The sequence below is a fragment of the Mesorhizobium sp. WSM4807 genome, from assembly GCF_055811615.1.
The window spans coordinates 1-23,873 of record NZ_JBVVQY010000045.1; the positions used below are offsets into that span (position 1 = coordinate 1).

Annotated in this window: 21 protein-coding genes and 11 pseudogenes; 8 read left to right on the top strand and 24 right to left on the bottom strand. The window is 59.1% G+C overall.

Annotated features, from left to right (window positions below; all coding sequences use genetic code 11):
* The 4 genes and pseudogenes from AC0L3N_RS31345 to AC0L3N_RS31360 form a co-directional block, all read left to right on the top strand.
* On the top strand, window positions 1-222 hold a 222-nt coding region (locus tag AC0L3N_RS31345; protein WP_473551447.1), incomplete at its 5' end, for a hypothetical protein.
* A gap of 62 nt (window positions 223-284) precedes the next feature.
* Window positions 285-1,515, top strand: a pseudogene (locus AC0L3N_RS31350) (IS3 family transposase).
* Window positions 1,516-1,588: 73 nt separating this feature from the next.
* Complete coding sequence (locus AC0L3N_RS31355) at window positions 1,589-2,563, top strand: IS630 family transposase (protein WP_473551449.1); 975 nt, start codon at window positions 1,589-1,591, stop codon at window positions 2,561-2,563.
* A 115-nt stretch (window positions 2,564-2,678) separates the two neighbouring features.
* Window positions 2,679-3,776 (top strand): annotated as a pseudogene (locus tag AC0L3N_RS31360) (IS3 family transposase).
* A gap of 186 nt (window positions 3,777-3,962) precedes the next feature.
* On the opposite strand, the gene AC0L3N_RS31365 reads toward AC0L3N_RS31360, so the two are convergent.
* The gene (locus tag AC0L3N_RS31365; protein ID WP_473551450.1) at window positions 3,963-4,754 is read right to left on the bottom strand and encodes a LuxR family transcriptional regulator; all 792 of its coding nucleotides are present in this window, start codon (window positions 4,752-4,754) and stop codon (window positions 3,963-3,965) included.
* A gap of 728 nt (window positions 4,755-5,482) precedes the next feature.
* On the opposite strand from AC0L3N_RS31365, the pseudogene AC0L3N_RS31370 reads away from it, so the two are divergent.
* A pseudogene (locus AC0L3N_RS31370) lies at window positions 5,483-5,614 on the top strand (IS3 family transposase); the annotation flags it as partial.
* A 161-nt stretch (window positions 5,615-5,775) separates the two neighbouring features.
* Here AC0L3N_RS31370 and AC0L3N_RS31375 read toward each other — a convergent pair.
* Window positions 5,776-6,942, bottom strand: a complete 1,167-nt coding sequence (locus tag AC0L3N_RS31375) for an aspartate kinase (protein ID WP_473551452.1) — start codon at window positions 6,940-6,942, stop codon at window positions 5,776-5,778.
* 546 nt (window positions 6,943-7,488) lie between these two features.
* Between AC0L3N_RS31375 and AC0L3N_RS31380 the strand changes: the two are divergent.
* Window positions 7,489-7,940 (top strand): annotated as a pseudogene (locus AC0L3N_RS31380) (NAD-dependent epimerase/dehydratase family protein); the annotation flags it as partial.
* A 504-nt stretch (window positions 7,941-8,444) separates the two neighbouring features.
* Here the strand turns inward: AC0L3N_RS31380 and AC0L3N_RS31385 are convergent.
* Window positions 8,445-8,594, bottom strand: a complete 150-nt coding sequence (locus AC0L3N_RS31385) for a hypothetical protein (protein ID WP_473551453.1) — start codon at window positions 8,592-8,594, stop codon at window positions 8,445-8,447.
* 57 nt (window positions 8,595-8,651) lie between these two features.
* Here AC0L3N_RS31385 and AC0L3N_RS31390 point away from each other — a divergent pair, with 57 nt between their 5' ends.
* Window positions 8,652-9,419, top strand: coding sequence for a hypothetical protein (locus AC0L3N_RS31390; RefSeq protein ID WP_473551470.1), 768 nt, complete (start codon window positions 8,652-8,654; stop codon window positions 9,417-9,419).
* A 15-nt stretch (window positions 9,420-9,434) separates the two neighbouring features.
* Here the strand turns inward: AC0L3N_RS31390 and AC0L3N_RS31395 are convergent.
* The 3 pseudogenes from AC0L3N_RS31395 to AC0L3N_RS31405 form a co-directional block, all read right to left on the bottom strand.
* Window positions 9,435-9,725, bottom strand: a pseudogene (locus AC0L3N_RS31395) (nitrogen fixation protein FixI); the annotation flags it as partial.
* Window positions 9,713-10,203, bottom strand: a pseudogene (locus AC0L3N_RS31400) (7-cyano-7-deazaguanine synthase); the annotation flags it as partial. The pseudogenes AC0L3N_RS31395 and AC0L3N_RS31400, both read right to left, overlap by 13 nt.
* 160 nt (window positions 10,204-10,363) lie before the next feature.
* Window positions 10,364-10,497, bottom strand: a pseudogene (locus AC0L3N_RS31405) (ferredoxin family protein); the annotation flags it as partial.
* On the opposite strand from AC0L3N_RS31405, the gene AC0L3N_RS31410 reads away from it, so the two are divergent.
* The gene (locus AC0L3N_RS31410; protein ID WP_473551476.1) at window positions 10,435-10,587 is read left to right on the top strand and encodes a hypothetical protein; all 153 of its coding nucleotides are present in this window, start codon (window positions 10,435-10,437) and stop codon (window positions 10,585-10,587) included. The pseudogene AC0L3N_RS31405 and the gene AC0L3N_RS31410 sit on opposite strands and share 63 nt — an antisense overlap.
* Window positions 10,588-10,727: 140 nt before the next feature.
* On the opposite strand, the gene AC0L3N_RS31415 is transcribed toward AC0L3N_RS31410, so the two are convergent.
* The 18 genes and pseudogenes from AC0L3N_RS31415 to AC0L3N_RS31500 all read right to left on the bottom strand — a co-directional run.
* Window positions 10,728-11,513: a universal stress protein gene (locus AC0L3N_RS31415; RefSeq protein WP_473551454.1), complete on the bottom strand. Its 786-nt coding sequence runs from the start codon at window positions 11,511-11,513 to the stop codon at window positions 10,728-10,730.
* A gap of 102 nt (window positions 11,514-11,615) precedes the next feature.
* On the bottom strand, window positions 11,616-11,747 hold the full coding sequence (locus AC0L3N_RS31420) for a helix-turn-helix domain-containing protein (protein ID WP_473551471.1): 132 nt from the start codon (window positions 11,745-11,747) through the stop codon (window positions 11,616-11,618).
* Between the two features lie 528 nt (window positions 11,748-12,275).
* Window positions 12,276-12,434, bottom strand: a complete 159-nt coding sequence (locus AC0L3N_RS31425) for a hypothetical protein (RefSeq protein ID WP_473551456.1) — start codon at window positions 12,432-12,434, stop codon at window positions 12,276-12,278.
* Window positions 12,435-12,525: 91 nt separating this feature from the next.
* Window positions 12,526-12,721: pseudogene (locus AC0L3N_RS31430) on the bottom strand (CCE_0567 family metalloprotein).
* Window positions 12,722-12,754: 33 nt separating this feature from the next.
* Window positions 12,755-13,227: pseudogene (locus tag AC0L3N_RS31435) on the bottom strand (NifX-associated nitrogen fixation protein).
* 16 nt (window positions 13,228-13,243) lie between these two features.
* Window positions 13,244-13,739: pseudogene (nifX, locus tag AC0L3N_RS31440) on the bottom strand (nitrogen fixation protein NifX).
* A 35-nt stretch (window positions 13,740-13,774) separates the two neighbouring features.
* Window positions 13,775-13,909 (bottom strand): hypothetical protein, encoded by a 135-nt coding sequence (locus tag AC0L3N_RS31445; RefSeq protein WP_473551457.1) that lies wholly within the window; start codon window positions 13,907-13,909, stop codon window positions 13,775-13,777.
* On the bottom strand, window positions 13,906-14,763 hold the full coding sequence (locus AC0L3N_RS31450; RefSeq protein WP_473551459.1) for a pyridoxal-phosphate dependent enzyme: 858 nt from the start codon (window positions 14,761-14,763) through the stop codon (window positions 13,906-13,908). The genes AC0L3N_RS31445 and AC0L3N_RS31450 overlap by 4 nt, the downstream gene beginning before the upstream one ends.
* A 268-nt stretch (window positions 14,764-15,031) precedes the next feature.
* Complete coding sequence (locus AC0L3N_RS31455; RefSeq protein WP_473551473.1) at window positions 15,032-15,310, bottom strand: hypothetical protein; 279 nt, start codon at window positions 15,308-15,310, stop codon at window positions 15,032-15,034.
* Window positions 15,311-15,453: 143 nt separating this feature from the next.
* On the bottom strand, window positions 15,454-15,771 hold the full coding sequence (gene fdxB / locus AC0L3N_RS31460; RefSeq protein ID WP_473551460.1) for a ferredoxin III, nif-specific: 318 nt from the start codon (window positions 15,769-15,771) through the stop codon (window positions 15,454-15,456).
* Window positions 15,768-15,971: a CCE_0567 family metalloprotein gene (locus AC0L3N_RS31465; protein WP_027033222.1), complete on the bottom strand. Its 204-nt coding sequence runs from the start codon at window positions 15,969-15,971 to the stop codon at window positions 15,768-15,770. The genes fdxB and AC0L3N_RS31465 overlap by 4 nt, the downstream gene beginning before the upstream one ends.
* 25 nt (window positions 15,972-15,996) lie before the next feature.
* Window positions 15,997-16,125, bottom strand: a complete 129-nt coding sequence (locus AC0L3N_RS31470) for a DUF269 domain-containing protein (RefSeq protein ID WP_473551475.1) — start codon at window positions 16,123-16,125, stop codon at window positions 15,997-15,999.
* A gap of 105 nt (window positions 16,126-16,230) precedes the next feature.
* Entirely contained in the window at window positions 16,231-16,416 is a 186-nt protein-coding gene (locus tag AC0L3N_RS31475; protein WP_473551462.1) for a hypothetical protein, read from the bottom strand.
* 1,530 nt (window positions 16,417-17,946) lie between these two features.
* Window positions 17,947-18,114, bottom strand: coding sequence for a hypothetical protein (locus AC0L3N_RS31480; RefSeq protein ID WP_473551464.1), 168 nt, complete (start codon window positions 18,112-18,114; stop codon window positions 17,947-17,949).
* 456 nt (window positions 18,115-18,570) lie between these two features.
* Window positions 18,571-20,571, bottom strand: coding sequence for a class I tRNA ligase family protein (locus AC0L3N_RS31485; RefSeq protein ID WP_473551465.1), 2,001 nt, complete (start codon window positions 20,569-20,571; stop codon window positions 18,571-18,573).
* 323 nt (window positions 20,572-20,894) lie between these two features.
* Window positions 20,895-21,674, bottom strand: a complete 780-nt coding sequence (locus tag AC0L3N_RS31490; RefSeq protein WP_473551467.1) for a phytanoyl-CoA dioxygenase family protein — start codon at window positions 21,672-21,674, stop codon at window positions 20,895-20,897.
* Window positions 21,675-21,875: 201 nt separating this feature from the next.
* Window positions 21,876-23,183 (bottom strand): lysine N(6)-hydroxylase/L-ornithine N(5)-oxygenase family protein, encoded by a 1,308-nt coding sequence (locus tag AC0L3N_RS31495; RefSeq protein WP_473551468.1) that lies wholly within the window; start codon window positions 23,181-23,183, stop codon window positions 21,876-21,878.
* Window positions 23,184-23,714: 531 nt separating this feature from the next.
* Window positions 23,715-23,873 (bottom strand): annotated as a pseudogene (locus tag AC0L3N_RS31500) (transposase); the annotation flags it as partial.

The window sequence follows — 23,873 nt, forward strand, 5'->3', positions numbered from 1 at the left end:
GCCATGGCCGCCCCTCGCCTCAGAGTAAGGGCTGTTCTCTCTCCAGAGCTTTTTGCAGAACCTTCAGGACACTATCGGCTCACCGCTGGCGCAAAGGCCGCCATCTCAACGATCGAACGAAGCAGCCTCTCGATAGTCGCCACGGTACTGGCCCATTTAGTCCAGCCACCGCCCCAAAATGCGGGTTCAAAAAAACTCTCGGCGCAAACGATGTCACATTGACCTGCCACGGGTAATTTCCTCCATCTGAGATTAGAGTCCGGCCTCGATTGAAGGACGGACTGATGAAGAGAAAGCGGTTTACGGAAGAGCAGATCATCGCCGTTCTGCGTGAGCATGAGGCGGGAGCAAAGGCGGGCGACCTAGCGCGCAAGCATGGGATCTCCGAGGCGACGCTGTTAACTGGAAGGCGAAGTATGGCGGGATGGACGTCTCCGATGCCAAACGGCTGTAAACCTTGGAAGACGAGAACGCGAAGCTGAAGAAGCTGCTCGCCGACCAGATGCTCGAAGCGTCGGCACTGCGCGAGCTTCTTTCAAAAAAATGGTAGGGCCTGCCGCCAAGCGCGAAGCGTCGCGCTTCTGCAGGCCGTCATGGGCGTGTCGGAGCGTCGGGCCTGTTACTTCGTCGGTGCCGATCGCAAGATGGTCCGCTATCGGTCCCGGCGTCCGCCGGAGACGGAGCTGCGCACAAGGTTGCGCGACCTCGCCAACGAGCGCCGCCGCTTCGGCTATCGACGCTGTTCATTCTGCTCCAGCGAGAGGGCGGGCCACAGGAGTCAATCGCATCTACCGGCTTTACCGCGAGGAGGGCCTGACGGTGCGCAAGCGCCGGGCACGGCGACGAGCGGTCGGCACGTGGGCGCCGATCCTGGTTGAGGCGAAGCCGAACGCGCGCTGGTCGCTGGACTTCGTCCATGACCAGTTCGCCTGCGGGCGGCGGTTCCGGGTGCTGAAAATCGTCGATGACGTGACGCGCGAATGCCTTGCCGCGATCCCGGACACGTCGATCTCCGGTCGGCGCGTTGCTCGGGAACTGACTGACCTGATCGCCCGGCGCGGCAAGCCGGACATGATCGTTTCCGACCACGGCACAGAGTTCACCTCGAACGCCATCCTCGCTTGGTCGAAGGATCATCGCGTCGAATGGCACTACATCGCGCCGGGCAAGCCGATGCGAAATGGCTACGTCGAATCCTTCAACGGCCGAATGCGCGACGAGCTGTTGAACGAGAGCCTGTTCTTCGGCCGCGACCACGCCCGCAGTGCCATTGCCGAATGGAGGCAGGACTTCAACACCGCGAGGCCGCATTCCTGGCTCGGCTGCCAGACCCCGGTGGCCTTCGCCGGAACCCTCGCCGCAACCGGCTCCGACGCTGCGCTCAATGAAGGCTTCGCGTCTCCGCCGGTTGCTCAAACCGCGCCATACGGCGTAACAGAAATGACCCGATCCCTGAAAACTGGGTCGTTCGAGAGTGGAGTTTTCCGCGGTAATACCAAAGGCTCTGAGGGCTGACTCTCTAGCAGGCCTGCTAGAGGTTCCCGCCTCAACTGATCCGTGATTCCTTGTCGCGAGGAGGATTCGGGCGATGGGATCAGCGGTGAAGGTGCGGACGGACTATTCGGCTGTGGCGCTTCGGCGACTGGCGAAGGCGGCGAAGGACGTCAACCAGAGCAGGCGCTTGCTGTCGCTGGCTGGGGTCATGGACGGGATGAGCCGGGAAGATGCTGCACGGATCGGCGGCATGGACCGCCAGACGCTGCGGGACTGGGTGCATCGATTCAACGAGGATGGCCCTGACGGACTGAAGGATGCCTGGTATGGCCGCCCCATGCCGCGCCTGTCGCCGGAACAGAAGGCCGAACTGGCGCAAATCGTCGAGACGGGACCGGACCTGGCGGTTGACGGCGTGGTGCGCTGGCGTCATCGCGGATCGTTTCGGCGTCGCCTATCACGACCGCTACGTGGGCAAGCTGCTGAAGGAACTCGGCTTCTCGCACATGAGCGCGCGGCCGCGCCATCCGGCGCAGGATGCCTGGATCGCGGAAGAGTTCAAAAAAACTTTCCGCGCACGCTAGACGCCCACCTCGCCGATCTGCCGAAGGGCAAGCCCGTCGAGGTGTGGTGTCAAGATGAAGCCAGAATTGGCCAGAAGAACGGTGTCGTGCGGCAATGGGCGCGCCGTGGCACACGGCCCAGGCATCCGGCCGACCAGCGCTATCAAAGCGCATACCTGTTCGGCGCCATCTGCCCGGCGCGCGGCAAGGGAGCAGCCATGGCGCTGCCGTTTGCCGACACTGCGGCCATGCATCTTCACCTCGATGAGATCAGCCGCCATGTGGCGCGCGGCGCGCACGCCGTGCTGCTACTCGACCGGGCAGGCTGGCACACGACCGCCAAGCTGAAGGTGCCGAAAAACATCACGCCGGTGCTGCTGCCGTCGCGAGCCCCGGAACTCAACCCGGTCGAGAACGTCTGGCAATTCTGCGCGCCAACTGGCTCTCCAACCGCGTCTTCGACGGCCACGACGCCATCATCGACGCCGCCTGCGAGGCTTGGCTGAAGCTCATCGCCCAACCCGAAACAATCACATCAATCGGAATGCGAGAGTGGGCTCACGTCGGTCGAGCTTCATGACCGTTGGTATAACATCCCTTGGCTGGGAGGTGCGGAAGACGATGAAGACATCGAAGTTCTCGGACGCGCAGAAGGCGTTCATTCTGAAGCAGGGATCGGACGGAATCCCCGTCGCGGAGATCTGTCGTCGGGCGGGGATCAGCCAGGCGACGTACCTCAACTGGAAGAAGAAATACGACGGACTGCTGCCGACCGAGATGAAGCGGCTGAAGCAGTTTGAGGACGAGAACGGCAAGGTCAGGAGGCTGGTGGCCGATCTCTCCTTGGACAAGGAGATGCTGCAGGACGTCATTCGCCGAAACTGTGAGGCCTGGTCGCAAACGCGAGCTGGTGGCGGAGACGTGTGATGAGTGGAACATGTCGATCCGGCGGGCATGCCGGGTTCTGGAGTTCGACACGTCGACCTATCACTACAAGTCCCGCCGCCGCGATCAGGCCGGCATCGAAGCTCGGATCAAGGACATCTGCGCCACACGGGTCCGCGACGGATGCCGGCGCGTGCACCTAATGCTCACGCGCGAGGGCTGGGGACATCAACATGAAGCGAACCTATCGAATTTACAGGGACTTGGGCCTGCAGATCAGGAACAAGACGCCGAAGCGGCGTGTGAAGGCGAAACTGCGGGAAGGCCGGGAGGAAGCCGTCGGCCCGAACGACGTCTGGGCGATGGACTTCGTCCACGATCAGCTCGCGACGGGCAAGAAGATCCGTGTGCTGACGGTCGTGAACACGTTCTCCCGCTATGTGCCTGTGCTCGACCCGCGGTTCAGCTCGGGCGGAGGGTGTCCAGGGCACTGGAACAGGTCTGTCCGAAGATCGGCTATCCGAAGACGATCCGCGTTGACCAAGGCACCGAGTTCGTCTCCCGCGACCTCGGCCTATGGGCCTAAGCGAAAGGCGTGACGCTCGACTTCAGCAGGCCGGGAAAGCCCACCGACAAACGCCTACACCGAAGCTTTCACGGCCGCGTCAGGGCGGAGTGCCGGAACGCCCATTGGTTCCTGACCCTTCCGATGCCGCTGAAAAGTTGGACGATTGGCGCAGATACTACAACGAGGTGCGCCCGCATGGTGCGATCGGGCACAAGGGCCCGATCTCGTTGCTCAATCACAATGGCGCCGCCAGCCCGCCATCGTGAAAAGGCCCGGAAACTCCACCTTCCGGCGGTCCAAAGAATCGGAGCAGAAACGGCCGAGGCTCTAATCGCCACTGGATGAAAGTTCAGTGGCAGGTCAAGATGGCCGAATTTTTCGTAAGAATGGGCGCTTCTTGCCCGTCGGGAGAGGCCGATGGTGCCTCAGGTATGACGCCTGGATCTCGCTTTTTACAATTCGATAATTCCGAAGTCTACGGCTTTTATCGCAGCGACCGTTCTGCTACTAACATCCAACTTTTTCATTACGTTTTTTATATGGAAATTCACAGTATTCAAAGATATACTTAAAATCTTTCCTATTTCCCACGACGATTTACCTCTCGCCGCCCACATAATGCACTCCCTCTCTCTTAAAGAAAGCTTAGGGACTTCCCCGACGCCACTCGAATTCTCGACCTTCGCGACCCTCAGGTGGAAATGAAACGCCGCAAGTTGCAAGTAGGTGACTATTCTATTGTGGAATTCGCGGTCCCAGGATTGAGCAAAGCTCATGATCGCAAAGCTGCCATTGGGGCCGTGCAATGGAACGCTAATGCCTGACCTTAATCCGAACGTCGCAGCCTCATCGAAAACGCGCCGTTCGTCTTCAGTCGTGCTTGCGTCATTGTACACCTCACTCCATCGGAAGGCGCCCGCCCGCTTTCGACCCGTCTTGATGATAGGATCTATACTATGATAGCCCATTTCGAAATAGCGCTCCTGCCATTTATCAGGATAATTCAGCATGATCGCTGGCTCGCGTCGGAACCGCTTTAAAGATTTTTGGTCGGGTGTAAGAGAGCTATAGGCGATCCACAGGCAATCAAGATTCAGGACAAAAGCAGATAACACGTCGAACAACCGCTTGGATTGAGCAATATTATCGGTCTGGTCGAGAAATCGGCCGAACTCGACGGCAAACGCCTCGCCGGCTGCCCTCGGAAAATGTATCGACGGGACCAAAGAAAACTGGTCGGACACTCTTGTTGCCGGCCCTCGAGGTTGAGAGACCGTAGTCGTCGGCGGGCGTTCCATGGTCTCTGCTCCGCAGCCATTTGCGCCGGATGTCATCACTGATGCACAAAGCTGCCGGCCGCCAGACTGCGGCTCAGCGGGCCGTTATCGGCAGGCCGGCATCGCCAAAGCTCTATCACGTCACCGCAAGGATTAACGTTAATTTAAATTAAGTGTAGGTTGGGTGAGCCTTCTTAAAGTTTAACTTTGTAACAAGTCTTTAATGTCTATAATGTCCAGTCAGTTGACTTCGCGGATAACATCGACATTTGCGCGCGTTCTCCAGACTACGTCAATTAGCTGGCGTGCCACCGCCCTGCTTAAAAAAAGAAGTCGAGACTCAGACCGGCCTCACATCGGCATGCGCGAATAGGCATCCAAGTCGGCCGGCGTACTCCCCTGTATCGTTCTCGCTTTGCGGTTAGTCTGCTCTTTGAGAGCGAGACAAGCAATGAAGCGATCGCTTTTTTTGACAGATCATCGGCATTTTCAAGGAGCACCAGGCCGGGCTTTCGGCGACCGACCTGTGCCGCAAATACGGAATCAGCGACGCGACCTTCTATACTCGGTGCAAGGAGTATGCGCCATTGAGGTGTCGGATACTAAGCGGGCTCAAGGCGCTCGATGAGCGGATGGTGCGCCTGATAATTTCTGGTAGAGTTGAGGATGGCCGTGTCAAAGCCGCGCGGGATGCTGGCAAAGACCTTCTGACGCTCGGTTCGACGAGGCATGCCTGAACTGGGCTATTGAAGAGAGGCGGCCCCCAAAGCCGCGCGTGCGATCTGGCTGGCATTGCTCGCGTCTTTCGCTACCGCTCATCGCGGCCGGAAATACTGCCTGCCCAAGAGGCTGCACCAACTGACCGATGGGCGGTGGTTCCGCATCCTGTGAGTCATCGATGACTCAGCCGCAAGTGCCTGGCTACCATCGCTGAAATTCACTCTGGCGAGCGTCGCCACGAGCTCGATCACATCGCCGAGCGACTCCGCTACTCCGGATTTCCCGGCGCATTATTTCCGCGGATGAGCAGCGAACTATAAGGTGAGCGCTGTTTAGCCATTCTCGACCCAAATGGTTCGCCATCTGCTCCAGGATACATCCGCCCGTGGATCTGGCGCGCCAGGAAAGTGGCGCGCTCATAATCGCCCTCCAAGTGGACGCGCAACACTGAAGAATCAAGCTCTGTCACCGCGGTTCTTGATTCAATGGAGGCCGAGCGAGTGCCCGTCAGCTTGACTAGCCGCACGGCAAAATCAATGTCGCTTAGAACGCATATGCCGGCCCCGCAGTTGTCTTCCATACAGATCGCGCTGATGTCGTGTTGATCAAGAAGCGCGCGAAGGTTGTCGCGTTCTGCGAGGCTGGCGCACGATATTACCGCTGCATCGCGAGCCACTGTGACGGAACGGGCGTTCCCATGTCCTGTTACGATCGTGCCCGTGACGGCTCCGTCCCTGGTGAGAGATTTGCAAACAATGGTGACCCCCTGCTTCTCGGCGTATTCCACTGCCCTGTGGTGCAGTACCTTTGCGCCATGTCGCGACATCTGTGCGATTGTCCTATAGGCGATCTCCGGAATCAGTTGTGCCCCTGGGACGAGATAAGGGTCTGCCGTATAGACGCCCGGAACATCCGAGTAAATTTCGCAAGCGTGCTCTCCTAACATGGATGCAATTACGATAGCGGTCAGATCAGAGCTGTTTCTGCCAAGAAACGTTAACCTGCCGGACTGATCAATTGCCTGGGCGCCCGCGGCAATGACAACTTCGTGCTCCTGCAATGCTGCCATAATTAGCTTTGGATCTACGCTTTCTACTGAGGCGCGACCGAAGTTTGAATTCGTGCGTATTCCAAGGGAATAGCCGTTCAAAGACATTACAGGAATCGCTAGCCGGCTGATGGCGGCCTCCAGCAGGCAAGCACTGAGCATCTCTCCGGTTGCAAGTGCCGCATCGAGGTTCGATGGTGATGCTTGCTTGTTGACGTCGAGCATGACTGCTTTCAGGTTGCCAGTTATTCCCGACATCGCGCTGACCACGGCAACGATTTTGTTTTCGCCAGCCGCCAGTCGGTCGGCGATGTGCCCAGCAACTCGACCGTAGTCTTCAGGATGAAGAAAAGAAGACCCCCCGAATTTCAGAACGGTTGCGCTCATGTTCCACCAATCACGTTGAAAGGAATTGCAGCTGTGGGATGAAGGGTGCGTTATGCTTCACGGCGTCCTCCTGTTGAGATCGCGTCAGGCGGCCTGACTGGGGTAAGTCGGCGATGACCGGCCCAAGACTATGCGGAGATGGGATTCTCAAAACTACTAGGATCGGTAGGTGGGCAGCGATGGATGCACTCGCTGCGCCTCACGCTGAAAAAACCTCCAGCATACCGTGCTGTACTGGAGGTGCATGGGCCGCCGTGGTGCTGGAGGACTATATGATTGTCTGGCGACATGATGAGTGTCCAGTACTTCAGCGCGGCCGGGCGCGATCCGCTGTTTCAGGCGGACGCTCGAGGCGCTCACCAAATCCATCGAGCCCAGGTTGCTCGCTGTTAACGCAGCACCAGAGACCTTCTCGTCAGGATTTCGAGTTTCCCGCGAAAGCAGCCATCACGTGCGGCGGAATCTGCGGCGGCATGATCGCCTCGATCCTTTTGACGATCGGCTCGATCGGCTCGTCGGCAGTTTCCGCCGCCGCGCGGCAAACGCATTTGGGTCGCCGGCATCGCGGCATGGTTGGGTCCGCACTGGTGCGCCGGCTGTCCGGCTTGCCCGAAGTAAAGATTCTCACGGTGGACAGTGGTGATCTCGACCTGACCGATCGCGCAGCGGCGACCGCATGGGTCCGGGCACAACGTCCCGACCTAGTTTTCATGGCTGCCGCCAAGGTCAGGGGAATCTTGGCCAACAACGAACGTCCAATCTCTCGATCGAGCTTTCTACGATTGCGGCCGCATTCGAGGCGGGCGTCGAGAAGTTCATGCTGCTCGGCTCGTCCTGCATTTACCCCAAATTTGCGGCACAACCGATCCAGGAAAGCTCGCTGATGACCGCGCCGCTCGAGCCGACGAATCAGTGGTGCGATCGCCAAAATCGCGGGGGCGATGCTGTGCGACGCTTACCGTCAGCAATTTGGGCGTAGCCTCATCTCGACCATGCCATTCCGCGGCGCCGTCGGGCTTGGAGCGATCGAAGTCAAATTCTCCTTGCCATCCGGACAGTTCCGCCACCAGCTGGTGGAGGCCGAGAACCGATATTTCTTGGCCACTGCCGACATTGATCGGCCCGGCGGCATCGTAGTGGTCCATCAGAAAGACGAGCGCGTCGGCAAGGTCGTCGACATGCATGAATTCGCGCAACGGCGACCCGCTACCCCATATTGTAACGCGGTTCCTCCCGGCGTTGCGTGCGTCGACGATCTTTCGAGCGTCGCAGCCGCCACATGGCTCGCAGACGGGTCGAAATTGCCGTTCGGCCCGTACAGGTTTGTAATTCGAGCCGCCTAACAGCACTTGGTTGGCGGCCGCGGATCGAACTGGATAGACATCTACGGAAGCACCATTGCTGTTCAACCAAACTCGTTGTGATCTGGTGAGCTGGTCGGTCGGCAATTCTCATCAGCTAACTTTTCGCACATCTAGACCAGTCTCTCCATCGAAAGCTGATCACCGGAGTACGGACTCATACCGACCAAACTTGCCCTCGTCGCGAGGGACAAGACGGCTACGGTCGGCGTAGTCGGCCTTGGTTGTTTCGGCCTGGCGCTTGTGCTCCGCTTCGTCGATGAAGGCTTTTAAGGTATTGGGCTTCGGCATTGACGAGCATCATCCTCAAAAGGGCCCTCATGTATCGAGTACCTGGGCGAAGTAACGATCAGTTCGAGCGTTGACGCTGGGTTTCAAGCCACCATGGACTTCTCGCGAATCGTCGCGACGGACGTCGTCATCATCTGTGTGCCGACGCCGCTCAGCAAGACTCACGAACCCGAACTCAGCTTCGTCGTCAATGCGACCGGATCGATCGCGCCATTCCTTCGCCGGGCCAAAGTCAGATCATTGGAAACTGCGACCTATCCCGGCATGACCAACGAAGAGATTCAGCCTTGCATCGTCCGTAGCCACGGCACCGCCATTGAGCGAGCGCGAGCGGGCGTGGGCCACACGATCAAGATCGACGCCGACGCGCTGGAACCGGACAGCGCGCTTGCAACCAGCGTCGACGCGGTTCTCCTGGACAACCTGTCGATTGAGGAACTGGCCAAGGGTGGCCAGCCGACCGAGATGAGGTCGACTCCGGCTGGGGCAACGCGCCGGCGCTGTCCTGGGTATTACACGGCCGGATGGATGCCTCGGTTATCGCGCCGTTGCTCTTCGACTTCAAAAGGGGCCTCGGTACTTCGGCGAAAAGTACACGAACAGCCCATCCGAGCGTTTCAGCAAGTGAGAAAGCGCTTTTCATTAAGATCGGGTTTGGCAAGACCGTTTTTCATGGCTTCGAACCATCCTTCACGATCGTATCGGAACAGAATTTGCATTTTTTCGATGTACGATTTTCATGACTGCCCCGCAGGAGCATCAATTTTCAGGTCCGGTGACCGTTTTCAGGAAATTCTCCTTCCTGAACTGCGACGCGGCCGGTGACAGTGCGCTGGTCGGCGCGATTGTGATCGCTTGGCACCAATCTCCCGCGACGACTACCAGCCAAGAAACGCCACGAAGGTAAGATGGACGACCGGAGAATACACGGCAGACGCACGATCGGCGATCCGCCGACAGCGAGCGCGTCTGCCTTCGGCTGTCTCCATCAGCCGAACCATGTCGGCCAGGACCGAATCCTTCGTTGCAGTGGTGGCCTCGATCGTCAGCGGTCCAGTCAGATTGGAGCGTGCCGGCCCGCACGGCGGCACAGGCGCCGATCGGTCGCGGCGTGCGCTCGCCGGAGAGGAGCAGAATCGCTCCCACCCTTGAGCGCGTAGGTCGCATGCTGGGCAGTTCCCGCAACCGAAACCCCAGGCATGGCGGTGCTTGCGGTCGCCGTTGTAGCAGGTGTGGGTTTCCTCGCAGATGAGGTGAACAAGTGCCTCGTTCCCAGGCGCTCCGCCAGCGCCCAGGTCTGCGCCTTGTCGATCCACATCAACGGAGCGTGGATGACAAAGCGTGTCTCCATCCCAAGGTTGAGGGCGAGTTGCATCGCCTTGACGGTGTCGTCTCGGCGATCGGGGTAGCCCGAGTAATCCGTCTCGCAGACACAAATGACCAGATGCCTCGCGGCCGCGAAGGCCAAGAAGAGAAGGCACGAACGTATTGGGAGCCCGTTCTCCTGCATCGCGATCTCGACACCGCGGGTAAGCGCAGTTTCGCTCACCTGTCCAAGCACCGCTATGTCGATGAGGTGATCCTCGCCGAGTCGACTGCTCCAACCCGGAAAGCCTCTGAAGAAACAGTGAACAAGCCAGCGTTGTAAAAGTTGCCGCGCGGATAGAATGCAAGACGAAGTAGGCCGTTAGGGCGTTGGCTCACAGGACCAGTCCCAGGACGCGATAAAAGGTTCTAAAGGGCAACGCCGTTCTCCTGGTTTTGTCCAGTCAGGTCAATGCAGCGATCCTGTCGGCCGCACATCGGACTGGCAGCTCTTCGGGCAGACGCAGGCCCAGGCTTGGCAGCCAATGCAGCCGCAGGCATGATCGACGACCATGATCATTCGATTGAGCTCGCCATCGGCGACCACGAGTGCACGCAGATTGGCTCCGAAGAGCTCCGCGAAATTTGCGTGTTTGCTGCGATTTTCTCCGAATTGGCATCAGGATAGGCGACCAGGGGAGTAGAGTTTCGAACAGCATCGATGCTACTCTGGAACCAGTCAGAGAGCCAAAACAGCGGCAATGGCGGCTTCTCAAATATCCATCTCGCCACGCCACCAAAGATCCGATCACGCAGCCGGCGGCGACCTTAGGCGCTCATGACTATCATGTCGGCAGACGTGTCGATCGCGTGCTGCGCGAGTACAGTGGCGACCGATTGCCCGGCGCTCTGCAACCTGTCGACCGCCACCACCCGAATACCGTGCCGAGCGAGATAGGCAGCAATGTAGGCTCCCGGCTCGGGGCCATTTCCGTGGCTCGCCTCCGGATCGACTACGGCAAGACGAACTTCCTCCGCACCGGATAGGAGATCCAGCGCTTCGCGAACCGCCCGGGACGCTTGGACTAGCGAATTCCAGCCGACCAGCACGCGCCATGGCCTCAGAGTCGCCTCAGCGCCCCTTCGCACAATAAGCACCGGCTTTCCCGTTTCGGACAAGCTGCCGTTGATAACGAGACGTCCGAGAGTATCGTCGTTGAGAAGTGCGGGGCCGACGATTGTGACGTCGGCGCAGAGCGCCCGCTGTCGCACCACACCACCGACACTGGCCTGACTGCAATACTCGGTATCGACGTGACCGGGAAGCCGCATGGCTCTCAGCAGTGTCTCGATTTCCCTGGACTGTTTTTCCAGTCTGCCGATGTGCTGTGAAAGTCTCTCGATTTGCCAAGACCGTTTTTCCAGTCCGGCCATGTCCAGTGCGCGTTGTTCAGGACATCCGGTGACGCCAATGTGGATCAGCGAAGGCGTGGCAGATCTGATGATCAGTACGGAAAGACAGGCGCCAACTTCGGCACACAAGCTCGCAGCTGTTCTGACGTCCTGATCGAAGTGGTCAGATCCCGTCACACTGAGCACGGTTTTAAAAGGCATCTGGCTGCTTCTTTCTGAGTATGTCGTACCCGTAAGCGCGTTCGAAGCCGCTAGACTTGCGCTCCAGCACGACGGAGATGGGGAGTGGCAGCGCACCGATGCCTATTCACCGTCGGCCTCCTCGAGCGAGTAGCCGTCGGACCTGATGGTAGGAATCACGCTGCCGGGCGAGGTCCCCTTCAGCTCTTTTCTGGTCCGGCTGATATGGACATCGAGGGTGCGTTCGATATGGATATTGTCCGGTCAAGCTGCGGCGATCAACTCGTCCCGGCTGAACACCTTGCCGGGAATCTAGAGCAAAAGCCGCAGCAGTCTGAACTGGATCGGTCCGAGGTGGATTGTCGTGGCCGTTACCGCGGACTCGGCGGGCATCGACGTTCATCTCAAAGCTGCCACAGCGGAGCAATCTGCCGTTCGCAATCCCGTTTGAACCCGGCTTCACCAGCGCCAGCTTTGCCCGTGGACAGTCGAGCAGCTTCGCTGGTGCGATTTGCCGCACAAAGCTCTCAATGCCTGACTTCAAGAGATCGAAATGTTGGTTCTCGGCGCCGGGCGCGATCAGAGCAATAACGAGCAGACCGGCGGTTCGGGGGTCCCCCTTGAGCTGGGCAAAGATGGTGAATCCTGTCGCGCTTGCCGGCTGGCAGTCCAGCACTACCGTCCGCGGCTCCCGTTCAGTGGCCGATGCAAGCGCCTCCTCAGCTCCGCCGGCCAGTTCAGTCGTGAAGTCATCCGCCTCCAGGAGTTAAATAGAACTCCGTATCATGCGAACAGATCAGGACGAGTGGCTTCATCGGCGCTGCCCCGTTTGAAAACATCAATTTTACTCGGCCGCGTGGGTTGAGTCGGCATAGAAGTGTCGCCCTGGCCGGCGCAGACGCCGAGGATTTCACCCGCCTCGTACATGCCGTGAAGGTGCATGACCTCGCGCCAGCAGACCTCGAGGCAGCGATCGCAACCGATGCAGGTCGTCGTGTTGATAGCGGCCGCTCGCGGGCCACGGAAGAGCTCGTCATCTTGAATTCTCCACTGCAGCTAACTCTCTCCCTGCAGCGTCCAACTCAGCAAAATGTCGAACGTTTTTCCGGCGACCGCCTTGATCTAGGTCAAGTTGACTGGTCCCCGGCGAGGTCGTGCAGTTCCATCTTCGCAGCTCCCGCGCGCGACTGCAGTTTCCGGACCTTCTTTTGGCCCTCAAGGTCTGACATGATCCCCTTTCTCGAGACCCGGCCCCATCACGCCTATCCCGAGGTCGCACGAGCTTCGATGGCTGCGATCGCAGCGTCGACCAGTTTCGTATCGGCCTCGGCGAGTTTCTGGAACGTCTCGAAGCCGAACCGGTGGACGTCGCGCAGGGTCTTCGACAAAACGGACCAACCGCCCGGCCGTGAAAACCACGCGCCCGAAGCCCTCAGGGCTGATCTCCATAATCGGCGATGCCATCCGGCCGGAGCGCTCCTCGATGGCAAGCCCGTCGGCGGCTTGGAAAATCTCGAGCCTCCACAGCACGTCCGGATCAGGATCGCCGATGATCGGGATCGCACGCCGCTGTTCCTTGGTGACGATGAAGTCGGCCAGCAGTTCGGCGTCTGTTTTGACTTCCCATAACCCATAGGAATCCTGCGCGCGGATCAGTCGCAGAAGGCATTTGACAAAAGGTTGCAAAGGCCGCCCCGTTCTCGTTGATAGCGGAGTTAACCGTGGCATCAGACATTTCGTTTTCTCCTCATTCAGCCCTCGTCCTCGAACGATCGTTTCTCACCGGCGGCGCCTACTTCCGCCAGCAACTTGCGTAGCTATGGCGGAGGAGCCTTCCTGAGCATCGCTTGGGTCCGCGACAGTACGTCTTCGATCGATTGAGGGTGCGGCACTTTGATCGGAAGGATTCTTGCCGAAACGAGCTTGGCTGCCGAAGGCCCGCCAATTGCCAAACAAACAGGAGATGACAGCCCCTCAATGCCTCCACTTTCGGCGTGATGCGGTCATCGCCCTCGGTCCGATGTTTGCCGCTCTCGTCGGAACGTCATCGAAGGCCACGGCTTCCACGAAATTCCAATCGTCACGCGTCACGTCGTAGACGGCAAAGCGCCTGGCCGACCCAAAATGGGCGTTGAGGCCCTTAAGGCCTTGCGTGGCGATCGGTATGCGCAATGCACCGGCTTGTGGTCCCGGCGTCAGTGAGTGAATCTCGTCAGTGACGAGCGAGAGGCGACGAACGGAGCTCATCTGGCATTTCTCGGTTGCGGAATGGATCTAGTCGATCAGGCGTCGGTGCGTGCTGGCTGGCCTGGAAGATGGGCGTACAGCACCCTTGATCCGGCCGGAAAGAAGCCTTTCTGGATGAGGTCGATCATCCCTTGCATCGATTTGCCCTCGTAGACGGGATCCGTGATCATCCCCTCAAGCGTGCACACAGGCGTATGGCCTCCTTGGTTTCATCGGACGGAATGCCATAACAGGGGCCCGCGTAGTCCTCGAGCAACACGACGTCATCCTCGACGATCTCCGTTCCGAGCTCGATGAGGGCCGCTGTATGTGGGCAATGCCAAGCACCTGCGCACGGGTCTGGGCGGGGGTGGCGGAGGCGTCGATTCCGATCACATTGCGCTGTCGACCGTCCTTGGCGAACCCGACGAGCATGCCGGCCTGTGTTGAACCGGTGACCGTGCAAGCCACGATGCTTGAAGGCCAACCCAAGCTGTTTTTCCTGAGCGCGCACTTCCTCTGCGAACCCCACATAGCCAAGGCCGCCATTCGGGTGAACTGATGCGCCCGCTGGTATCGGATAAGGTCTGCCGCCCCTTGCCTTGACCTCGTCGACTGCTTTTTCCCAGCTGCGGCTGATACCAATGTCGAAGCCCTCGTCGACCATATGCACCTCTGCTCCCATGAGGCGGCTCAAGAGAATGTTGCCGACCCGGTCGTAGACGACATCCTCATGTGGTACCCAGCTCTCCTGGACCAGCAGACACTTCATGCCGATCTTGGCGGCGACCGAAGCGACCATGCGTGTGTGGTTGGGCTGCACGGCGCCGACAGTGACGAGCGTATCGGCATCTAACGCGATCGCGTCGGGAACGATGTATTCGAGCTTGCGCAGCTTGTTTCCACCGAAGGCGAGACCAGAATTGCAGTCCTCGCGTTTGGCGTAGATTTCCACCTTGTCCCCGAGAAGCTTGCCGAAGCGCTCGAGCTTCTCGATGGGTGTAGGCCCGAAGGTGAGCGGATAGGGTTCGAACTTTTTCAGCAATGTTTTCTCCAGAAAGCGGGCATTGCGCCTGAACCAGCTCCGGCCTGAGATGGCGTTCTTGTTTGAAGCCAGCGATGTTCTGAGGCGGTGCAGGGAGCCTCATCATTATCGCCAGCGGTTTCGTTCGATCGAGATGAAGCAATCCGCGTGCCGGGCGTTGCGGCGATCGACGCCAATGCCTATGGAGCCGAACACTGCATCCTCCGGCTTAGATCGGCCGGAATACAGTCGCCTCTGACCGTCCCAAGTATCCCCTCAATCAATCGCCTCACCGTTCATGGTTCATCAAGCGACATGAATCTGACCTCTGATCTTGGTACGGCGCCTCAAGGGATGAGCAGCGATATGCCGAGCATGTGGTTGCGTAGGGGCATATCTGACACTCATCTCTAATCTCACCATCATCTGGCGACTGGCATCGAAATTTCTGGGAACTCCCGGAAACGCCAGCGCTTTGACGAGTTCTGTGAGCGCCGCCAGACCGCCAGACCAGAACCAACACGCTTGCGAAATAGACGATCTGAAGCAGCAGTGAACAGGCCAGCATTGCAACGACGACTGTGCCGATCGAATGTGAAGCGATGTAGACAGTCACAGCGCTGCCGAAGAGGACCAGCCCCAGGAGCCGGCAAAAGCTTATGAATCGCAACGGCGTTCTCCCGGTTTTTGGTCGCGTCAAAACCAAGCTGCTCACGCCGCGATATGGTCGGCCGCGACATGGGTCTGGCAGTTCTTAGGGCAGACGCGCCCGCAGGCTCCGCAGCCAATGCATCGGCCGGCATGGTCGACGACCATGATCATGCGATTGAGCTCACCGTCGAAGTCGTCGTCCTCACCCGCGCAGATGCCGAGGATTTCGCCCGCGTCATCGACGCCGTAAAGATGCATGACCTCGCGCGAGCAGACTTTGAAACAGCGGCCGCAGCCGATGCAGATCTTGCCATCTATGGCGATCAGATATTCCGGCACCCATGTGGAGCCGTCGCGGCTGATGAATGTGCTCCTCATCGCAAAGTCTTCATTTTGGCGAGCTCTCTCCTGGCACCATCCAACTCGGCATAAACGGCATGCGTTTTCTCGGCGACTTCCTCTATCTCAATCCATTTGACCGGGAGACCCTCGGCAAGGTCCCGCAAGTTCGTCTTGGCAATTGCCGCCCGCAGTTGAAGCTTTCGGACTTTCTTCGCCATCTCATCCAGGTTTGACATGATCCTTCCTCGAAAATCGGTTTCTTCACGCCCGCGCCACGTCGGGATAGGCAATAGCTGCAGTCGCATCGTTGACCAGCTTCGCGCCGGTATCCGCGAGTTTCCGGAGAGTCTCGAAGCCGAACCGGTAGACGCCTCGACAGACCGGCGAAATGCCCGACCGTTAAAAGCACGCGCCCGGAGCACCGGTCGGTTTTATTTCTGTTGTTGACTATGTCATCACGCCTGAGCGCTCCTCGATCGCAAGCTCCACTACGGTCTAAAACATGTCGAGCCTCCACAGCGCGTCCGGATCCGGATTGCCAATGATTGGATATTCCGGCGCAGTTTCCTTGGTGATGTTGAAATCGGCCAGCAGCCCGGTGTCCGATTTCCATTGGCATGAGCCGTGGAAGTCCTGAGCAAGGATCAGCCGCAGGAGGCATTTGACTAACGGGCGGGGCAAGGGCCTCTCCGTCCTTGTTGACGGCAGGGCCAAGCGCTGCGTGAGACAATCGTTTCCTCAATTTCAGGTCTCGTCCTCAACGGAGGATTTCTGCTTTCGGTTACGCCGACTTCGGGCCCGCTTGCGCAGCCGATGTCCGCCTAGCCAGGCCGATTCCACGTAAATGCTGCCCCTGTGGCCGACCTTGAACACGTCCTGGACTGTGACGTCTTCAACGACGGGCCAAATTCGCGTCGAATATCGCGGCCGCGGCGATTCGGTTGGAGGTCATTAAGGTCCGAGCCTTGACCTGCAGCAAACGATCGACCCTGTGCTCCATGCATAGTTACTGCGGGCGCGCCGCAGAAACTGGGCGAATTGACCAGGGTTCCATTCCACTTGTCATCCCTACACCTTGCGGGCTGAAGCTCATAATGGGTTCGCCACGCAGCCAGTCGTCCACTTAGATCGGAGGAGCCGGGGACTCGCGACGCAACATGTTGTTCTCCATTCCCACACCTTTCCTGACGTTTATGCGCGAGCTGGTTCTTCTCTCAGAAACGGAACACACCGGTTAGGAGACCACAATGTCTTGCGTGTTCTCATGCGATCAGCCCTCACTCAGCTTTGCCGATCTCAACCAGCAAACGTCGTGCCAGCGCGCTTAGCCCGCAATAAATGGATGATTCGGCCTCGAAAACCTCACAAGCCCAAGACGGCCGGTTGTTTTGAACCCGACATGTTTTCTGCCGCTGTCAGCTTTTGGACACGCACCATGGGTCAGACGCTTGAGGGCGAGAACCGCTTGGCTATCTGCCCTGCGGTAATGTTGGCGTCGGCTCATCTAGCATCATTCGGCGCCGGCGATGCGCGGGCGATCTCTACAACTGACTCCCGTATGCAGCGCCTGGCTGCTAGCTCATGCCTGATCTTTTCTCCTAGAGCCGGGCCGACGAGGCCCAGCGCGTCGAGTGCCGTCGAGTGCTTCCACCAGATCCCGCGTATGCTGTTTCGCTAGACGCCGGATGCAGCTTGCCGCATGCACCTTCCAGATCTTCGTGACAAAGGTTGGGAAGCGTTGCAGGTTCCTGTACTCCACCGCAGTGCTCAGGGTTTCGCGTCTGCTTCCGCTGCGAGGCGAAGCGGATGCCCCGTCGTCGCGACGGGTAAGCCCGACGATGCCGTTGAAAGCTCGTGGATCTCACCCGGCCCCATGCGGAACGTGACATCGCGCAGGACACGGGGTCACGACGTAAGTCTTTTCGATTCGGTGGCCTGGATCAAATGTGGCTGGGCTTATCGCTTCTGCCCATGGGGCGCCACATCACTGCCACCGAGGGCGGTATTCGAGTCGCAAATGACCACGCCCCGCGATGAAACCCCGAAACCGGGATCGACAGCTCGACCGGGAACGCACCATGGGATACGACCATTCCAAAGGCCCCACGCTTGCCCCAGTCGTCGACCAGAGCGGGCGTGATCTGTCGCCGAGGTCCAGGCTGTCTAGAAGCGCGGCCACCGCCCCATGTGATGATTGCTTGCAGCGTGTACTCAATTCACCACCCGATTGGCATGGCGGCGGGCATTGCGTTCGATCCGCGCGGCGTTGAGCGTCGACAACACGCAATGCTGTACCCAAAGTACGGTTGTTCTGCGCTGGCTCCCCTTCTCCAGCCAGGTATCGAGCGACACGATCGGCTCACGTTCGAGCGCGACCATACTAATCTGCGCCGCAGATGGCCCGTCGTCCTTAGAAGCTCGATTGGCTCGAATAGGCATTCGGCCAGCAAATAGGGGCCGGTCATTCCTATAGACGAGAGGCGTTGTCCCGCCATTGGGCGCTATCCAGGGCGCGCTAGGCTGACCCAGCGCCCCGAACCGCATGACCTTCTCGACCGGCTGGCAATAGGTCGGAAATTCCGCGATTCCGAAAAAGTTGGTCAGCGCAGTGAAGCCCGCTCGGCATTTGCCAAACGAATGGCAAGCGCTCGAAAGCTGTCAACCGAGCGATCCTCCAAGGCGCGGGCCAGCGTCTCGACGATATGTTGGTTAAGGCCGGCCAGTGTTAGTGACTATGGTCTGGGAGTGGCCTTCGGCAGCCAGTGGTAGCGAGTAAAGCTTCGGCATCATCAGCTTTGATTGCCGCCCAAATCTGGTCGAAATTACGATAGGCTATTATGCCTCCTCCTCATTGAGAACAGGAATCTCTGCTCTGGCATAGAACGCCAGCATGGGTCCGAGATCAAAGGTCGTTGCGGGCGCAAGCCTCTGGACCGACCGCGGCCATGTTTCGGTTGACACGCCGCCGACGCCTCGCGCGAGCGTGCTGGCGAATCGGGGCATCAGCGGCGCGAGCGTCTGTGCCAGGATCGCAGCGGCCGTCGTCTGAAGGGCGAGCGAAGTGCGGGTGCGGGCGGGATACAGACGTCGCGCCGCTTCATAGTCTTGCGCCTGTCGGTAGACTACACAATCGCTCACGAAATCGCAGGCCTGCGCGGCCGCGCGGCGGATCGAGAAGCCATCGTCCGAATAGGCGCGTTCCATCGCCGCGCGATGGATCTCTATCCGAGCAAAGAAAGCGCGATCGGCGGGAGCCCAGTCGCCTGCGTCGGGCACACAGCCGCCAAAGTTCTGCTTGATTTCCCGGTGCAGCGCATCAAGCCAATTCAGCCAGATCCCTTGGAACACCTCGTTCTCGGTGCGGCGTAACGCGTCCAGCGTGAAGTTCGTCCGCTCACCTTCCGGGCGTGTCAGGCCCAAATGAAGACGAACGACATCGACTGTCTTTGGGCCCAGAACCTCTTTGCCCCAGACCGCATGGCCGCGGCTGGTCGAGAACTTCTGGCCGTCGAGCAGGTAGAACTCGTTCACATGATACCGGATGCGCGGCGTCCAGTGCGAGAAGATTTCAGCATAAAGCGCCGGATAAAGTAGGGCGTGGTAGAAGGAATTATCGAAGCCGAAGAAATGAACAATCTGCCAGTCATTGCTGGGCAGCGCCGCATTCCAGTCTCGACCGAGCGAGCTAGCTAGCGCCTGGATGTTGTAAAGAAAACCAAACGCCATCTCTGGCCAGACCCAGGTCACCTGCCCCGGGAACCCCTCGGCCGGTAGCCCCCAGTCCGACGGGTGGGTGATGGGCACTGAAAAGTCGCCACGTTGGCGTAGACGCGCGAAGAGGTCCATGATCCGAATGGGGGCGCCTGACGCCCTTAAATGCCGGTCGATATTGACGTAGCACCGTTCCAGCGCAAGTTCGGGACGGCGCACGGAGCCGACCACCGGCGCCTCGGCCGAGTGCCGCGACCGGACCGCACCTAGGTCGTGGCATAGGTTCGGCGCGCCGCATTCCTCGCAGATGTTGCCACCAGCGGAGCCGCCGCAATCGGGGCAGAGGCCGCTTACATCCGGTTCGTAAAGGTAGTCGCCTGTCACAGCATCGAGGAGCGCAGGGCTCTGGCGCAGATCTACCGCCGTGCTGCTCAGAAGACTACGGAAACACGCGGCCTGAAACTCTGCATAAGCGTCATCGCCCAAAGTGGGGAGGAAGCTGTGGACCTCACAGTCGAGAAGCGCAAGCGTGGCTCGAATCTCGTCGGCGTAGTGGCGCGCCACCTTTGCGGGCGTCGATTGATCGGCATCGGCACGCGTGGCGACGTAGCTCTGGTAATCGTCGCTTCCAGTCAGGTGATAGGCTTCGACCTCTTTCATGCGCAGGAAACGCGTGTAGACATCGGCGCCAAAATAAGGGCCAGAAAGATGCCCCAGATGCAGATCGCCATTAGGCGTCGGCGGCGTGGAGAAGACGAAGATCGGCCGGCGGGGAGTCGCGACCTGTGCAGCAGCTTCGAGGGCGGCCTTGCCGTCGCGCCAGTAGACATCGACGAAAGTTAGGTCTTCGTCCCCATCGTTGCGCAGCACATGTGCTTCAAAAGGGTGAAACAGAACGACATCGCCGGCTTTGACCGAGATTTCCCCAAGGTCGGTCCTGACCTTGCCCGCTCCAGACATGACCACGAAGGCCTCGATTTCGTCGTGCCGATGGGGCTCGGATGTGACGCCCGGTGCAACCTTTCCGAATGAAAACCCGGTGCCAGCGCTTCCCGTTCCAAGCGTGGCCATGTCGATACCGAACGCCCGCGACAGTTCCGTTCGAGAAAACGTGTATTTGCGCATGACGAATCTCAGCTGTTGAAGCAGCGGTATGTTCGCTGCCAAAGCAGCAGCCTCTGCTGCACGTTGCGGAGAGAGGCGGTAACCCGACCCATTGGCGCCCCCGCCAGAATAATCCGGCTCTGGCCGCCCAGACGGGCTACACGGGTGCGCCAGTAGGGCTGTAGGCGTAGGACGCCCGGCGACCAGCCCACAATCGACATGCCCAAGCGTCGTGACGGGCTGCGGGTGATGCTCCATTAGCCGGCAATCAGAACCCCATGCTCCCCGCGCATATTTTTTGCGGTCGATCAGTCCGTGTGCATGCCTCGTTTGGCACCGTGAGCTCAATCTCGATAAAAAATGCCGTTTGGGGGCTTGAGTCTGTCGAGATCGGCCACTTTGCCCTCGGGCGGATTAAGAGCGCGCTTAAGCACGTTGTATTCAGCGCGGGCCGGTCCACCGGCTGAAGCACGCTGGAACACCAAGTAGAGTGTCCGCCTGGAACGATTGCTTTTGTTCGGTTTTGAGTAATGCGGTGCGTAATCATCGAAGATGAAGATGTCGCCAGCCTTCCATACTACCGGTTCCCAGGAAAACATTTTGGCGACTTCAGGATCCATCACCCCGCCGGCATCCATGGGAAATACTCCCTTCTTGTGGTTGCCAGGGCTGAAGAAAAGTCCGCCGTTGTCCGGGTCGGAGTCGTCAATGCCGATGGCAACGACCGCATGGACCATCCGGTCGGGCACTCTGTGTGGAATGTGATAAATGTCTTGATGCGGGCGATAGCCGCCGCTGTCGGGATAGTGGAAGATCAGCAATTCCTTGAGCCTGCGCGAGCCTTCGCCGAGCAATTCCTCGACCGCAGACTTTATGCGCTGATCTTGTAGTAGCAAATTGCGTAATGGATCATGGAATTCGAGAAAATTCTCGACCTTAGAGGTGACCTTTCGATTGTCCGTCGTTTTCTCGAACCACATGAGCCATTTATTATCGCTAACATCCCAGCGTGATACATCTTCAACAAAGCTGGAGATACGTTCCAGAGCTGCGGGATCGAAGAACCTTTCGAGCCTGACATATCCGTCTTTCTGCCACTTTTCTCTTTGTGCATCAGTCAACATGCGAAAAGCCTCCTGTTGGAAAGACCGGTTGGTCGAACATTCCGGTTAGGGCAATCGGGCGCTGGTCAGGTTGTGGGTCGACGGAAACAGTACTCCACGGCATATGGGCGACGCTAAGTGCGTCTCGCTCTCCAGCCTCCGCTGCAGTGAAGGCGGAATCATTCCTTGGATGGCCACCGCCAATGATCCGCAGTCGGCCGGTCATATCCCGCTGCCCATTACTTCTGCGACGGTGTCGGACCAGCTCTCGACAGAGGTAGGGCTGATGAAGCTGGGATGCTCGGGGTTGGCGCGCGGCGCGCGCCCCAGAAGGCTGTCGAGGATGCGACGCGCTCGCCAGGCCAGCAGGCTTAGATTCGGATCAGCCAGCCCACGCTGTCCTAGGCTCGCGTTCTGTACGAAGATGCGTCTGTCACGCGGTCCGTCCCAGCACACCGAAAAATCTTCGCGAATAGCCAATTCGTTGTCGATCTTTTCCAGCCGGTCCGCCATCGGTTCCAAGAAGCATGGCACCGCGTTCTCGTAACCGGTGGCCAGGATGACGATGTCGGCCGTGACTTCTTCGACCTCCTCCATGCCGTGCTGCAGGGTGAGTCTGTGGCCCGCGCCGGCGTTGATGCAGTGCGAGACAGTGCAGCCCGGCCGCAGTGTGATATCGCATCGGTTTGGCTCTAGAAACGCGTGGCGGTATAGCGCCTGATAGATCGCGCGCAACGTGCTTTCCGAAATGCCGTCCGAAGCAAGCACGAAGCGCCGCAGGAACAGCTTGCGCTGCGACTCGCTCATTGCCGCGAAACGATCCGAAAAGCAGGGCATGAACAACTCGTTTGTGAACGGGCTGTTGTCGATGGGCAGGTAGTTTTCGCGCTGCGAGACCCAGGTTATCCAGACAGGCCGCCGTTCTTTTGGCAGACCAACAAGGTGCAACAGCACCTCGGCTCCGGACTGTCCCCCGCCGACCACGCAGACATGCTTTTTGTGCACCTCAGGATGAATGTGCAGCAATTCAGATGAGTGGAACAGGTTGCGTCCAGTCCAGCCCTGAAACTGAGGCGGAATATGCGCCTGCTTGCCAATGCCGAGCACGACGTTTCTGGCGCCGAGAACCGCGTTATCGGTGTGCACCCGAAACGCGCCGTCAAAGCGGATTTGGCGCACCGTTTCGCCGCCGCGGACAAGCGGGTTCCTGTGGAAGGCCCAGTTCAGGTATTGCTCGAACTCAGTTCTGAGCACGGCCTCGAAGAACTGTGCATTCAGGAAGTGGTACAGACGCCCGTTCTCGTGCAGGTAGTTTACGAAAGTGTAGGCTGATCGCGGATTCACCAGCGTGACCAGATCCTTGAAGTGGCTGACCTGGAGCTCCGAGGAATTGAATGCGATGCCTGGGTGCCAGCGGAAGTCGACTTGCCGATCCAGGAACAGTGCCCCTTGCCCGATTTGCTCGTGTATCTGACACGCAAGGCTCAAATTAGAAGGCCCAGCACCCACTCCAACGCAAGAGAGTTCCACTTGCCTTGCTCCTATAGGTGTTTCCCAATTAGGCGATGTTCGCGGCGAATATCGGCCATGGCCATTGGGCTTACTGTCCATGCGGGCATTCTCGACCTCGGTGCTGCTGGATTTGCTAGAGTTTGATCGCGCATTCGTATTGTCGGGTATGAAGCCCATGGATCCCGGCTAGGTGATGAGATCGACAATCATGTCCACGATTTGTGGGCGTGGACGGGATCGACGTATCTCCGCCCGCTTCGATGATCGCGTCTCGGTCAGCGAGATGCTTTCCAACCGGGTTTTAATCGGGCGAAGTCGCCCGCCTCCACCATGATGCGCCCATCGCTGACCGACTTGGCGGTTAGCGAGGCGCGGCCTCGAATGCGGCGACAGCATTTTTCCCTGAGCCTGCTCATAGGAGGGCGTCCGCTGATGTGTTCGGAAGATCCTCTGCATCAAACGTGCCAGAAGGAAACTTTCAGGAAAGCAACGGTTAGCGGGTTTGTGATCCTGTCGGGTATCCGACAATGAGGGGAAACCTTCGCCGGTGGCCGATTTGCCGCGTCGCCCGCTCTTGCCGGCATGCGCCAGCACGTTCCTCATGAAGTGGACGCGGCACCGCTGCCAGGTGGCGCACAGCACCTTGGTGACGGCCGCCTTGATGCCTTCATGGGCATCGGAGACGACGAGCTTGACGCCGCGCAGGCC